We start from the raw sequence: 13429 nt of genomic DNA on the forward strand, positions 1-13429 counted from the left end.
CTCAAGGTATATTGTACTTCGTGGTATGGGTCATCGAAATCGGGGTTCGAATGAAGAGCCGTGTTTGAGCTGGACACCGGGGTCGCGAGTTGGCGCAGGCGTCTCGAACGCAGGACGTCTCTCTCACCCCGCGAACTGGACGAACTCGAGGATCACCTGCGTGCGCGCGTCGACCTGGAGTTGGAACTGAACCCGGCGCTCACTCCCTACCCGGCGCTGGTGATCGCTCGCGAGGGTCTCGGCGCGCCGGCGGCGCTCGCCAGGGAGTTCACCAGGGCCGGTCAGCCTTGGTGGCGATATCTCCTGCTGGCGGGATGTGCGATGTACGGAGTGTCGCTTTTTCTGCCGATTGCCGGGCCCGCGGCACTTCAAATCGCGTACAATGAAGTGCCGTGGTCGGCCCCCGCTCACGAGTGGTTGCACCATGCGATCGTGGACGGATGGATTCTCCCTCTGATCCCCAATCTGGCCATGGCCATGACCTTGCCGGCCCTCCTGTATTCATGGCGGTCGAGAGTGCGATGGCTCACCTGGACCATCGGCGCGTTTGGCGTCTCGGCCCTCGGATTCGGCGTGGCCAGCCTCCTGGACGGATCAGCCGTCACCACCGCTGGTGAGATCACGGTTCTTCCCTATCTCGGCCTCGGGTACTGGGCATGGTCCGCGGCGCATGTGCTCGTGGCGGCAGCCCTCCTGCTTCGCGGCCGCGCGTGGGCCTCCACCCGCTCGGAGACAAGGAGAGCACGGTATGTTTGAGCTGGCTCGGCTGAGGCCGATCACCCGGGCGTGTCGGTGCGCTGCGGCATTACTGTCCGGAACGGCGTTCGTCGCATGCGCTGACGGCGCAGACGCAGGGGGCGCAGACGCAGATGGCGATCCGTCGTCCCCCGCGATTGAGCTATCGGCGTCGGCCATCGAGGTGCTGGGCACGTCCGACTCCCTCGCGGTGGTCCGGGACCTCGAGGTGCTGGCCGACGGCTCCGTGTGGGTGCTGAATTCGCAGGAGCCGTACTTCATGGGATTCGGTGCGGATGGCGCATCCCTCGGCGCCCACGGATCGGCCGGCGGGGGACCTGACGAGTTTCCGATGCCCTCGGCCTTCGTCGCGGGAGGATGGGCGGGTGAAGCGTGGGTTCTCGACCTCCTGCACCACGCGCTGATCCGGATCTCCCAACCGGGTGCCGTCCAGGAGGCGTTCTCCCTCGTGTCGACATCGGTTCCCCGAGGCAGCGTGCGGAGCGGCATGAGCATGCTGGATTCGTCCGTGCGGACCGCACGGCTCGGCCGCGAGATCGTCGTGCCCCACTCGACCGCGACGATGGACGGGGGCGTGCTGCAGTTCCGTTACGGTCTCCTGGGCGCGGACCTGGTCGCCGTGGATCCGGAGACGGGCGGGGCGCGAACCCTCGTGGCGCTCGGCGACGCCCTGGAGGATCCGTCCGGAGACTTCATCCAGAGCGACGGCGGTTTTCCCCTGTGGTACCGGTTGTGGGCCTCCTGCGGCGAGAGCCTCGTGCGCGTGCACGACCGGGTCCGGAACCAACTGCGCGGGTTCGACGGATCCGGCGCCGAGGTGGATCCCATCGACCTTCCGCCCGTGCCCTTCACCGAGGTCAGTCCGCGACAGCTCGCCGCAGCCGTGTTCGCGCTCAGGCAGGCCGAGATGACGGGAGACGTCGCGACCCGGCTTACCCCGGAGGACAGCCTTCGGCTCGTGAATCAGATGGCCGATATGGTGCAGGGGACACCGCGCGAACTCGCGAGCTACCTTCCCCGGTACGTGGACTTCCGCTGCAGCGAGGACGGGACGATGTGGCTGCGTCCCATGGATCTCGATGCGGGCGGCCTGAGCGGCGGCCCCGTGTGGCTGCGCATCGAGCCCGATGGCGCCGCGCGCGACGTGCGACTCCCCGACCGCTTCGACGCGCTTCGTTTCACCCCCTCCCGGATCTGGGGTGTGTCCCGGGACGAGTTCGATCGCCCGTCCGTGGCGTCCATCCCGCTCCCGCCCGGCTGATGGCAAGTCCCGGACGTTCCCGCGGGAACGTCCGAGCGATCGTTGCGTACAACCATTCGACGGCATACCTTGTCGTACAAGGTACATTGTAACTCATGGTATCAGGTCTCCGGCACAGGGGTCTCCGGATGAAGAAGCCGGTCTACAAGGAGTTAGTGGCCGCGTCATCGCGCCCGATGGTGCTCTCCATCCTCGCGGGTGGTGAGACGTACGGGTACGAGATCCTCAAGCAGGTCCAGTTGCTCTCCGGGGGTGAACTCGAGTGGTCCGACGGGATGCTCTACCCCGTCCTGCACCGGCTGGAGCGTGACGGACTCATCAAGGGCCGTTGGCAACTCACCGACGCGGGACGGCGTCGCAAGTACTACCGGTTGACGGGCCGCGGGAAGCGACAGCTCTCAACCGATCGGGAGAGTTGGCGGGCCGTGTACGGAGCCCTCCAGATGTCCTGGGGAGGCAGCCATGTTTGAGTTCGAGAATGAAGTCCGACGGTGGCGGAGCGCACTGGATCGGAGGTCGTCGCTCTCGCCTCGCGAACTGGATGAACTCGAAGATCACCTGCGCGCCCGAGTCGACCTGGAACTGGAGTTGGACGCCGCCCTGGCCCCGACGGAAGCCTTCGCGATCGCCCGGCGAGACCTCGGTGAGCCGAAGGCGCTCTCCAGGGAGTTCGCCCGGGCCGGGCGACCCCGATGGAAGCCTCTTCTTGCCGGTGCCTTGGCCCTCTACGCGGCTTCGATACTGCTGCCCGTGCTACACATGCAACTACTTCCGGCGTCGTGGGGCTTCGAAGCCTGGGTACCGCGCGGGTATGAGTTGCTTGCCGACATCGAGCTGCTGCCCCTGAACCTGCCGATGCTCCTGATGCTGCCTCTCATTTGGCGCAAGCCTCGACTAAAGGGCACCTGGCTCGCGGGGATCCTCGGAGTCATCGGCGCGTCGACTCTCGGACTCGGCGCGGCCGCGTTTATCTCGGACGGTACTGGTGCGCTGGCCACGTTGCGTCCCGGCTATTGGGCCTGGGCCGCCTCCTTCGTACTCGCCTCCGTCGCCCTGTGGCGCCGCCGCCGCGGTTGGGCACCCGCCCGCCCGAAGAAGACGCTCGCCTAGGTCGGCGTAGTCGTGTTTGAACTGGACCCGGAAGTCCGAAAGTGGCGGACGAAGCTGGAGCGGGGATCGTCGCTGTCGGCCCGTGAACTGGATGAACTCGAAGATCACCTCCGCGCGCGCGTCAGCCTCGAACTGGACCTGAACCCGGTCTTGGCCCCGGCCGAGGCGCTGGCCATCGCTCGCGAAGGACTGGGCCAGCCGAAGGCGATATCGAGCGAGTTTGCGAGGGCGGGACGGCCCCGGTGGCGGCGCGTTCTGTGGGCGGCGTGGGCGCTGTACGCGGCCTCGTTTCTCCTCCCGACTGTGGTGACCTCCGGAGTGGTCAGCCCGTCGGGCGGCGTCGTGGACTTTACAGCCTACGGATACGAGTTCTTCGTCCGCGTCTTTCGGGAAGGCGAACTCGGACCGCCGCTGGTCGTGCTGCTCCTCAATCTTCCCATGCTGATGACCCTGCCGGTGCTGTGGCGCTCCCGCCGGTGGAAGGTGCCGTGGCTGCTGATTGGAGCCGTGGGCGTCGGGACGCTCGGCTTCGGCATTCTCAGCCTCGGCTGGCCTCCAACCATCATGGCCGATGGCGCCGGCGGACCCGCGTATCTGGGTCCCGGCTACTGGGCGTGGTCCGCTTCCTTCGTCTGCACCGCCGTCGCCCTCTGGCTCCGCAAACGCAATTGGGCCTCCGCCAGGCCGACGAACGGCGTGGCTTCAACGTTCGGCCCGTACTCCGGAGCAGATCATGTTTGAGCTTGAGGCCGAAGTCACGCAGTGGCGCAGGAAGGTGGAGCGCAGTTCTTCGCTTTCTCCGCGCGAAGTCGATGAGTTGGAGGACCACCTCCGAGCCCGCTTCGAGTTGGAACGCGAGATGACGCCCGAGCGGTCGCCAGCCCGAGCCTTCAACACCGTGTGCGCTGAACTGGGTGAAGCCGCCGCGCTTTCGAAGGAGTTTGCGAAGGCCGGAAGGCGAAGGTGGCGACCCGTGTTGGCGGCCGGCTGGGCGATGTTCGCGGTCTCGTTCTTTCTGCCGATCTCTCGGCTGGCCTGGGTTGATTCCGGGGCGCTCCACCCGGATCTCGTGGCCCTCGTCGGATCGCAGCGCCCTTACGAGTTGCTGTGGGCGCTGACCACGATGGGGATGACGGACGCGGTGCTGGCCGTGTGGATCGGGGCTGCAGTACTACTCCCGAATCTGCCGTTGCTTATGACCTTGCCGGCGCTGCTGGGCTCTCGGCGACCCGCCCGGCGGTGGCTCCTGCGGGTCCTCGGCGCCATGGGCGTCGTGAACCTGGGGCTGGGGATGTTCCGCGTCTTCAGCCCGTCACCCTTCCCGTACGATGAAGGTGCCGTCGCGTTCTCAACCCCGGGCGCCGGGTACTGGCTGTGGTCCGCGTCGTTCGCCTTCGCAGCCGCCGCGCTCTGGCTCCGCGGCCGAAGCTGGGCCGCTGGCGAACGGGCGGAACCGGCGACCCAGCGGGCGATGTAGTCGGCACGGGAACTTCGATCGGTTAAGATCAGCTTTCGCGGTGACACGCTGTGTTTCACCGTGCCGTTTTCTACGAACGCCGGCCCATAACCCGCCTCGAGGAATCGCTCAAGTGAAGACCTTCCCTCGTGTGGCCGCTCTTCTGCTGGCTGCGGGATCGAGCACGATTCCAAGCGAAACCAGTGCCCAGGACGCTGCGGGTGTCGCCTCTCGCTGGATTGTGAATTCGCAGCCGGAGCGCGCTTACGGGTGGCTGGAGGGAGAGCCGGACAGCGAGTTCTCCGCCGTCGTCGGTGTCGTCTGGGGGCCGAATGAGAGCATCGCCGTAGCGGATCGGACCCTCGCGATGATCGCCGTCCTTGCCGTTGATGGGAGGGTCACGGCCACCATGGGGCGCGCGGGCGATGGTCCCGGGGAATTCGGGAGGCTGGCAGGCATCGCGGCGAGCGGAATGGGTCGGATTGTCGCCTTCGATCGCGAACACCAGCGCCTGTCGGAATGGACGTTCGACGGATCGCTGTCGGAGGACACCAGGCTGAACCGTACGGGCGCGGGCAGGCGGATCGGCGAAGTCGGACGATTCGCGGACGGCAGGTGGTACGCGCGCGAGGGGGATCGGATGGTCGCCGCAGATCGGGGCGGCGTGGGCCGGGATACGGTCGGCTTCCACCGGCTCGACGAGGACGGCGCGGTCGGCGAGGTACTGGCTCGCGTCCCGGGGAGCCTCAGCTCGCAGTTCGTCGTCGAGGGAATGTCCGGGATGCGCGGTGCGTTGTTCTCGCCGCGAGCACTCGGCGCCATCAGGGGCAACTGCCTCCTGCTCGCCGCCGGCGACGAACCCGTCGTACGGGTCTTCGACCAAACGGGTACCCCGCGGGGTGAACTGCGCCTCGACATCCCGGTCGACCGCGTGAGCGCGGAACACAGAGAACGGTGGGTTGCGGCGTCGGTCGCGGCCGCGGGACGCGCAATGGGCGGCGAGGTCGTCCCGGAGGCGGCCCGGATGATCGAGGTGATGGGCGAAGCGGTCGGGATGGCGGAGCGGGTGCCGTTCGCCAACGACCTCATCGTGGACGAACTGGGGTACATCTGGATCCAGTCCTGGCAGCTTCCCGGTGGCCCGGGCAGTCCGGAGTGGCGGGTCTTCACGGAAACCGGCCGGGGGATCGGGACCGTTCAGGTGCCCGAAGGCTTTCGCGTGCTGGACATATCGGCGGAGGCGCTCACAGCCGTCCGGACAGATGAACTCGGCCGACAATTCGTGCAGGTGCATGCGCTTGACCGACGTGAGGCCGTCGCCACCCTCCCCCTTCCGCCCGGTTGCGGCTGATCTCTCCCGCGGTATCCGGCTGGCCGGGCGATCTGCGTCGATGGTACATTTTCGAGTTGGTGTATCCTTGCGCCCCGCGGGGCGCGACGCGGTTGCACGGAAGAGGCTTCGGCCATGCGAACATCGCTCTTGCTGCTGGTCGCAGCGGGTGTTCTCCCGAGTCCCGCCGTCGGCCAAGAGGCCGGCAGGGCGCGGGGTGCCGAGCATCCCCCGGCCAGTTGGCCGCAACCGATCACGCCGCCGCTCACGCCGCCGCTGGCAGTGCCGGCCGCGCCGACACCGGCTCCCGCGGTCGACACGCTCTCCGTCGAAGTCGCGCAGGGCGTCGTGGCGGAGACCTGCCGGCGTTGCCACAACCCCCGGCGCGTCAGCGGGGGCATGTCGCTCGCGACCTTCGAGGTGACCTCGGCTTCCGACAACGCGGTGATCGCGGAGCGGATGGTGCGGAAGCTGCGGGCCGGCATGATGCCGCCCGTTGGCGTGCGCCGCCCGAGCCCTGACAGCCTGCGGACGCTGGCCGCCGTCCTGGAGTCGCGGCTCGATGCGGCCTGGGAGGCGAACCCGAACCCGGGACGGCGGACCTTCCAGCGGTTGAACCGGGCCGAGTACTCGCGCTCGATCTACGATCTCCTCGACCTGGACATCGACGCGGGCGACTACCTGCCGCTCGACACGAAGAGCGCGAACTTCGACAACATCGCCGACGTCCAGTTGCTCTCCCCGACGCTGATGGACGGGTATCTGCGCGCGGCGAGCGAGATCAGCCGGCTCGCGATCGGCGACCCGGAGGTGACGCCGAGCGAGGCGACGTTCCGGGTGTCGCGCTGGACCTCGCAGGCGGAGCACGTCGAGGGCACGCCGTACGGGAGCCGCGGCGGCGTCGCGGTGGACCACAACTTCCCGGCCGACGGGGAGTACGTCTTCCGCGTCTCCTTCCACCACGAGACGACCGGCGCCCTGTTCGGGAACGGCAAGGGCGCGCTGCATACGACCGATGAGCCCGAGCGGATCGAGATATCGATCGATGGCGAGCGCGTCGCGCTCCTCGACATCGACCGCTGGATGCACGTCTCCGATCCCGACGGCGTGAACCTCCGCACCGATCCCGTCTTCATCGAGGCGGGGCCGCACCGCGTGGCGGCCGCCTTCATCCGCACCTTCGAGGGGCCATCGCAGGACCTGATGTCGCCGCACGACTGGTCGATCGCGAGCACGAGCATCACCGACGCGTACGGGTTCACGACGCTGCCGCACCTGCGCGACCTCGCGGTCACGGGGCCGTTCGCTCCGGCGGGGATGTCGTCCACGCCGAGCCGCGAGCGCGTGTTCTCGTGCCGTCCTTCCGCGCCGGACGCTGAGGCTTCGTGCGCGGAGGCGATCCTCTCGCGGCTGGGGACGAGGGCCTACCGCCGGCCGCTGACGGACGACAACCTCGCCGCGCTCATGAGACTGTACCGCGCCGGGGCGGAGGCGGGCGGGTTCGAGGAGGGAGTTCGGCTCGCGCTGGAGGGGATCCTCGCCAGCCCCCACTTCGTGTTCCGCTTCGAGGAGCGTCCCGCGCGCGAAGCGGACGGGGTGTACGCGCTGGACGACTACGATCTCGCTTCGCGGCTCTCCTTCTTCCTCTGGGCCACGGGCCCGGACGACGAACTGCTGGAGACCGCCGCGGAGGGCCGGCTCTCCGACCCGGCCGTGCTCGACGTGCAGGTGCGCCGGATGCTGGGCGATCCGCGCGCCGAAGCCCTGGCCACGCGTTTCGCGGGACAGTGGTTCCGGCTGCAGGACCTCGAGGGCATGAACCCCGACGTCCGCCTCTATCCGGACTTCGACCAGCAGCTCAAGGAGGCGATGCACCGCGAGACGGAACTGCTCTTCCACACGATCGTGCAGGAAGACCGGAGCCTGCTCGACCTGCTGACGGCCGACTACACGTTCGTGAACGAGCGGCTGGCGCGGCACTACGGCATCCCCGGCGTGACCGGAACGGATTTCCGCAGAGTCGAGATCGCCGAGCCCGAGCGCCGTGGTGTACTGGGGCACGGCAGCATCCTCACCCTTACCTCGCACGCGAGCCGGACCTCGCCGGTGCTGCGCGGGAAGTGGGTGATGGAGGTATTGCTGGGGACGCCTCCGCCTCCGCCTCCGCCGGATGTCTCCGACCTGGAGGCGACGCCGGAGGCCGAGGAGGGGCGTCTGCTCACGGTGCGGGAACGGCTGGAGATGCACCGGGCGAGCCCGGCGTGCCGTTCGTGCCACCGCGTGATCGACCCGATCGGTCTCGCGCTGGAGTACTTCGACGGGACGGGGGCTCGGCGCATCAAGGACAGCGGGAGGCCGATCGAGGCGCAGGGCGAACTCTACGACGGCACGCCGGTGACGAGCGCGGCGGATCTGCGCGCGGCGCTTCTCGCGCGGCCGGTGCCGCTCGTGCGCGCGTTCACGGAGAACCTGCTTGCCTACGCGCTGGGCCGGCGGGTCGAGTACTACGACATGCCGACCGTGCGGTCCATCGCGCGGCAGGCCGCCGAACAGGACCATCGCATGTCCGCGTTCATCCTCGGGGTGGTCAACAGCCCGGCGTTCCGGCTGAAGGGAACCGAGGCCGTGGTCGACGACATGGGGGCGGAAAGCCAGGGATCCCAGGAGGACTGATGGAGTTCATCACAGGGAAACACCTCTCTCGCCGGACGTTCCTCCGGGGCGCGGGGGCGACCGTCGCCCTGCCGCTGCTCGACGCGATGGTGCCGGCGGGCCGGCTGTGGGCGCGGGAGGTCGCGGATCCGACGCGGCTCGTCTGCATCGAGATGGTGCACGGCTCGGCGGGGAGCAGCGGGTTCGGGGCGGCGCAGAACTACTGGTCCCCCGCGACGACGGGCCGGGGTTTCGATCTGTCCCCGACCGCGCTGAGTTCGCTTGAGCCGTATCGGGACTATCTCACGATCATCAGCGATACCGACGTCGAGCCGGCCGAAGCCACGCAGCCGAAGGAGATCGGCGGGGACCACTTCCGGTCGAGCGCCACCTTCCTCACGCAGGCGCACCCGAAGCAGACGGAGAGTTCGGACGTCTTCGTGGGGCCGTCGCTGGACCAGCTCTACGCGCACCGCTTCGGGCAGGACACGCCGATCCCGTCCATGCAGCTCTGCATCGAGAACGTGGACCAGGCAGGGGGCTGCGCGTACGGGTACGCGTGCGTGTACACGGACACGATCAGCTGGTCTTCGCCGACGCAGCCGCTTCCGATGATCCGGGATCCGCGGGTCGCGTTCGACCAGCTCTTCGGGGCCGGCGGGACGCCGGAGGCGCGCGAGGCGAGACAGCGCTCGAGCGCCAGCATCCTCGATTTCCTCACCGGTGAGGTCGCGAGCCTCAAGGGACGGCTCGATCCGTCCGACCGGCAGCGCATGGACCGCTACCTCGAGAACGTGCGGGAGATCGAACGCCGCATCCAGCGCGTGGTGGCGCGCAACGAGTCCGGTGAGAACCGGGATCTTCCGGAAGCCCCGGCGGGCGTGCCCGATTCGTTCGACGAGCACGTGAAGCTGATGTTCGACCTGCAGGCGCTCGCGTTCCAGGCGGACATGACGCGCGTGTTCTCGTTCAAGATGGGACGGGACGCGTCCGGGCGGGTCTATCCGGAGAGCGGGATCGACAGGGGTTTCCACCCGGCGTCGCACCACGGCGACAACGAGAACAACATCACGGACTTCGCGCAGATCAACCGCTACCACGTCGGGCTCGTCCCGTACTTCCTCGACCGGCTGAAGGCGTCGATGGAGGGGGACACGCACCTGCTCGACAAGACGATGATCGTCTACGGGTCGCCGATGGGGGATCCGAACGTGCACAACCACAAGCGGTGCCCGCTCTTCGTGGTGGGCGGCGCGCAGGGGCGGATGGAAGGAAACCTGCACCTGCGGGCCGCGCCGGGAACGCCGATGGCGAACGTGATGCTGAGCCTCATGCACCGGCTCGGGTTGGACGACATGACGAGCTTCGGCAACAGCACCGGGACGTTCTCGTTCGCGGAGACGGCGGACTGATGCGGCGCGCGCGATCGCTGGTCTTCACGGCCGCGGCGCTGCTCGCGCTCGGGGCGGCCGCGCCGGTCGGGTCGCCGGTGGGGTCCCTGGCCGGGTCGCCGGTGGGGCTGGGCGGGCCGGATGCTCCGGTGGCCGACGCGGCCATGCGCGGCGATCTGGACGCCGTGCGGTCGCTGCTGGCCGCGGGCGAAGACGTGAACGCCGCGCGGGGCGACGGCATGACGGCACTCCACTGGGCCGCGATGAAGGGCCGGCCCGACGTGGCCGGGGTGCTGATCGAGGCGGGCGCGGATCTCGAGGCGGGCACGCGGCTGGGCGGGCACACGCCGCTCCACGTGGCGAGCCGCGCGGCGCAGGCCCCGCTCGTCGAGGCGCTGCTGGCGGCGGGAGCCGAGGCCGACGCCGCGACATCGACCGGCGTGACGCCGCTGCACTTCGCGGCCGCCGCCGGGTCCGCCGGTGCGGTCGAGGCGCTGGTGCGCCACGGCGCCGATCCGAACGCCCGGGAGCCCGAGTGGGGCCAGACGCCGCTCATGTTCGCCGCGGCGGCGGGCCGGGCCGGCTCGCTGGACGCCCTCATCGACGCGGGGGCGGACCCCTCGGCCACCGCGTACGTGCTCGACATCGTGGCGCGCGACGCGTGGGACCAGCTCGACCGCCGCGAACGCAATGCCCGCGTGGCCGCGCTCCGGGCGGGCCGCCAGCCGCCGGTCCCGTCAGCGCGCGAAGCCGCCCCGAGGCCGACCGCCGGCCCCGGCCCCGGCCTCCAGGCCGTGCGGCTCGAGGACCCCGAGGAGCCCACCTGCTCCGGCTGCCTGGGCAACTACGCCGACCTCGTCGGCACGCACGGCGGGCTGACCGCGCTGCTGCTCGCGGCCCGCGAGGGCCACCGCGATGCGACGCTGGCCCTGCTCGACAAGGGTGCGGACATCGACCAGCGGAGCGCCGCGGACAACACGACCCCGCTGCTCATCGCGATGATCAACGGGCACTTCGACCTCGCGATGGAACTCTTCGCGCGCGGGGCCGACCCGAACCTCCAGAGCGATGCCGGCGCCACCCCGCTGTACGCGGCGCTCAACATGCACTGGGCGCCGAAGGCCCGGCATCCGCAGCCCACGGACGTGCACCAGCAGCAGTGGTCGTACCTCGACGTCATACGGACGCTGCTCGAAGCGGGCGTTGACCCGAACCCGCGGCTGAAGAAGTCGCTCTGGTTCACGACGTACAACCGCGACCTGCTGGGCGTCGACCGCACCGGCGCCACGCCCTTCTGGCGCGCCGCGCACGCGCTCGACATCGACGCCATGAAGCTGCTCCTCGAGTACGGGGCCGATCCCACGACGCCGACCGCGAAGGTTCCGGCGCGGCGCTACGGCCGAGGCGGAGACAACATCGATCACTCCGGTCTCGACCCGATCCCCGTGGGCGGTCCGGCGGTCCATCCAATTCACGCGGCGGCCGGCGTCGGCTACGGACAGGGCTTCGCGGGCAACTCGCACCGCCATGTACCGGAGGGCTGGCTTCCGGCGATGAGGTTCCTCGTCGAGGGACTCGGCGCCGATGTGAACGCGCGCGACCACAACGGCTACACGCCCGCACACCACGCCGCCTCGCGCGGCGACAACGAGATGATCCTCTATCTCGTGGAACAGGGCGCCGACGTGACCCTCGTGGCCCGCAACGGCCAGACGACCGTCGATCTGGCCAACGGGCCGGTCCAGCGCGTGCAGCCCTTCCCGGAGACGATCGCTCTCCTCGAGAGCCTCGGGGCGAAGAACAACCACCGCTGCGTCTCCTGCTGACCGCGCGGCGTCGACTGTCCGTGCCGAGAACCTTCAACCAAGACCGCCGACATCCGGCCGGCCTGACCTGACCATGCCAAATCCCGTCACCGTCCAGGAACTGCTCGCCGGCAGTTCGGGGGCGAGTCCCGCAATCGCCGCCCCCGGCCGCGAGCCACTGGACTTCGACGGTCTCCGCCGTCAGGTCGAGAACACCGTCAACGCGCTGAACGGGTTCGGGATCGGCCGCAACGACCGCGTGGCGATCGTGCTCCCGAACGGACCCGAGATGGCTTCCGCCTTCGTCTCCGTCGCGTGCGCGGCCACGGCAGCTCCCCTGAATCCGGCTTACCGGCAGCCCGAACACGAGTTCTATCTCTCGGATCTCAGCGCGAAGACGCTTGTCGTCGAAGCGGGAAGCGACTCCCCGGCGCGCGCCGCGGCCGCCAGCCGCGGGATTCCGGTGCTGGAGCTGCACGTCGGCCCGGAGGCTCGGGCGGGGGAATTCGAACTCGCGCCGGCCGGAACCGTGCCGGACGGCGACGGCCCTCGGGGCGGCCTGGCCGAAGCGGATGATGTCGCGCTCATCCTCCACACGTCGGGGACGACATCCCGACCGAAGATCGTGCCGCTCTCGCACCGGAACGTGTGCGCCTCCGCGGTCAACGTTCAGCGCACCCTGCGGCTCACGGCCGACGACCGATGCCTGAATGTGATGCCCCTGTTCCACATCCACGGGCTGATCGCCGCCGTCCTCGCGCCGCTCGGCGTCGGAGGGTCGATCGTCTGCACTCCCGGTTTCAACGCCCTCCGCTTCTTCGGGTGGCTCGACGAGGCTCGACCCACCTTCTACACGGCCGTCCCCACCATGCACCAGGCGATCCTGACGCGCGCCCCGCGAAACCGCGACGTGATCGAGCGGAACCCGATGCGCTTCATCCGCTCGGCTTCCGCCCCCCTCCTGCGGCAGGTGATGGCGGAACTCGAGGAGGCGTTCGGCGCCCCGGTGGTGGAGGCGTACGCGATGACCGAGGCGGCGCACCAGATGACGTCCAACCCGCTCCCCCCCGCGGAGCGCAAGCCGGGAACCGTGGGGATCGCCGCCGGCCCCGAGGTCTCGGTGATGGACGAGGCCGGTGCGCTCCTGCCGGCGGGCGACATCGGCGAGATCGTGATCCGTGGCCCCAACGTCAGCGACGGATACGAGAACAACCCCGCGGCGAATGCCGAAGCCTTCACCAACGGCTGGTTCCGGACGGGTGACCAGGGCGTGATGGATGACGAGGGCTACCTCACGATCACGGGTCGCCTGAAGGAGATCATCAACCGCGGGGGCGAGAAGATCTCGCCGCGCGAGATCGACGAGGCGATCCTCGATCATCCGGCCGTGCGGCAGATCGTCGCGTTCGCGATGCCGCACCCGAAGCTGGGCGAGGAAATCGCGGCGGCGGTCGTGGTCCGCAAAGGGATGGAGGCGACATCTCCCGAGCTTCAGGCGTTCGCGGCCGAGCGGCTCGCCGACTTCAAGGTCCCGCGCAAGTTCCTCTTCATGGACGACATCCCCAAAGGGCCGACCGGCAAGATTCAGCGCATCGGCATGGCCGAGAAGCTGGGCCTGACATGACCCGCGCGGCCCACAGGAGCCGGACGGCCCACAGGAGCCGGGCG

The 13429-nt window shown here is 69.2% G+C and carries 11 protein-coding genes; all 11 read left to right on the top strand.

Annotated features, from left to right (window positions below; genetic code table 11):
• Nucleotides 1–60 precede the first annotated feature (60 nt).
• Entirely contained in the window at nt 61–756 is a 696-nt protein-coding gene (locus tag OXN85_06580) for a hypothetical protein (GenBank protein MCY3599618.1), read from the top strand.
• Nucleotides 757–919: 163 nt separating this feature from the next.
• Nucleotides 920–2017, top strand: a complete 1098-nt coding sequence (locus tag OXN85_06585; GenBank protein ID MCY3599619.1) for a hypothetical protein — start codon at nt 920–922, stop codon at nt 2015–2017.
• A 128-nt stretch (nt 2018–2145) separates the two neighbouring features.
• Nucleotides 2146–2487 carry a helix-turn-helix transcriptional regulator gene (locus tag OXN85_06590; GenBank protein MCY3599620.1) on the top strand — a complete coding sequence of 114 codons (342 nt, stop codon included), beginning with the start codon at nt 2146–2148 and terminating at the stop codon, nt 2485–2487.
• Nucleotides 2480–3127, top strand: coding sequence for a hypothetical protein (locus OXN85_06595; protein ID MCY3599621.1), 648 nt, complete (start codon nt 2480–2482; stop codon nt 3125–3127). Before OXN85_06590 ends, OXN85_06595 begins: the two co-directional genes overlap by 8 nt.
• Nucleotides 3128–3139: 12 nt before the next feature.
• On the top strand, nt 3140–3868 hold the full coding sequence (locus OXN85_06600) for a hypothetical protein (GenBank protein MCY3599622.1): 729 nt from the start codon (nt 3140–3142) through the stop codon (nt 3866–3868).
• Complete coding sequence (locus OXN85_06605; protein MCY3599623.1) at nt 3861–4604, top strand: hypothetical protein; 744 nt, start codon at nt 3861–3863, stop codon at nt 4602–4604. The genes OXN85_06600 and OXN85_06605 overlap by 8 nt, the downstream gene beginning before the upstream one ends.
• 220 nt (nt 4605–4824) lie before the next feature.
• Complete coding sequence (locus tag OXN85_06610) at nt 4825–5934, top strand: hypothetical protein (protein MCY3599624.1); 1110 nt, start codon at nt 4825–4827, stop codon at nt 5932–5934.
• Nucleotides 5935–6048: 114 nt separating this feature from the next.
• Complete coding sequence (locus OXN85_06615) at nt 6049–8586, top strand: DUF1592 domain-containing protein (GenBank protein MCY3599625.1); 2538 nt, start codon at nt 6049–6051, stop codon at nt 8584–8586.
• Nucleotides 8586–9977: a DUF1552 domain-containing protein gene (locus OXN85_06620; protein MCY3599626.1), complete on the top strand. Its 1392-nt coding sequence runs from the start codon at nt 8586–8588 to the stop codon at nt 9975–9977. Before OXN85_06615 ends, OXN85_06620 begins: the two co-directional genes overlap by 1 nt.
• Nucleotides 9977–11782 carry an ankyrin repeat domain-containing protein gene (locus OXN85_06625; GenBank protein MCY3599627.1) on the top strand — a complete coding sequence of 602 codons (1806 nt, stop codon included), beginning with the start codon at nt 9977–9979 and terminating at the stop codon, nt 11780–11782. Before OXN85_06620 ends, OXN85_06625 begins: the two co-directional genes overlap by 1 nt.
• A 73-nt stretch (nt 11783–11855) precedes the next feature.
• Complete coding sequence (locus OXN85_06630; protein MCY3599628.1) at nt 11856–13385, top strand: acyl--CoA ligase; 1530 nt, start codon at nt 11856–11858, stop codon at nt 13383–13385.
• Nucleotides 13386–13429: the final 44 nt, after the last annotated feature.

It is taken from the genome of Candidatus Palauibacter australiensis (assembly GCA_026705295.1).
Taxonomy (GTDB): domain Bacteria; phylum Gemmatimonadota; class Gemmatimonadetes; order Palauibacterales; family Palauibacteraceae; genus Palauibacter; species Palauibacter australiensis.

What these genes read in the sequence shown, in the direction of transcription:
- OXN85_06590 (MCY3599620.1), top strand. Translation starts at nt 2,146, where the DNA reads ATGAAGAAGCCGGTCTACAAGGAGTTAGTGGCCGCGTCATCGCGCCCG.
- OXN85_06595 (MCY3599621.1), top strand. Translation starts at nt 2,480, where the DNA reads ATGTTTGAGTTCGAGAATGAAGTCCGACGGTGGCGGAGCGCACTGGAT.
- OXN85_06605 (MCY3599623.1), top strand. Translation starts at nt 3,861, where the DNA reads ATGTTTGAGCTTGAGGCCGAAGTCACGCAGTGGCGCAGGAAGGTGGAG.
- OXN85_06615 (MCY3599625.1), top strand. Translation starts at nt 6,049, where the DNA reads ATGCGAACATCGCTCTTGCTGCTGGTCGCAGCGGGTGTTCTCCCGAGT.
- OXN85_06620 (MCY3599626.1), top strand. Translation starts at nt 8,586, where the DNA reads ATGGAGTTCATCACAGGGAAACACCTCTCTCGCCGGACGTTCCTCCGG.
- OXN85_06625 (MCY3599627.1), top strand. Translation starts at nt 9,977, where the DNA reads ATGCGGCGCGCGCGATCGCTGGTCTTCACGGCCGCGGCGCTGCTCGCG.
- OXN85_06630 (MCY3599628.1), top strand. Translation starts at nt 11,856, where the DNA reads ATGCCAAATCCCGTCACCGTCCAGGAACTGCTCGCCGGCAGTTCGGGG.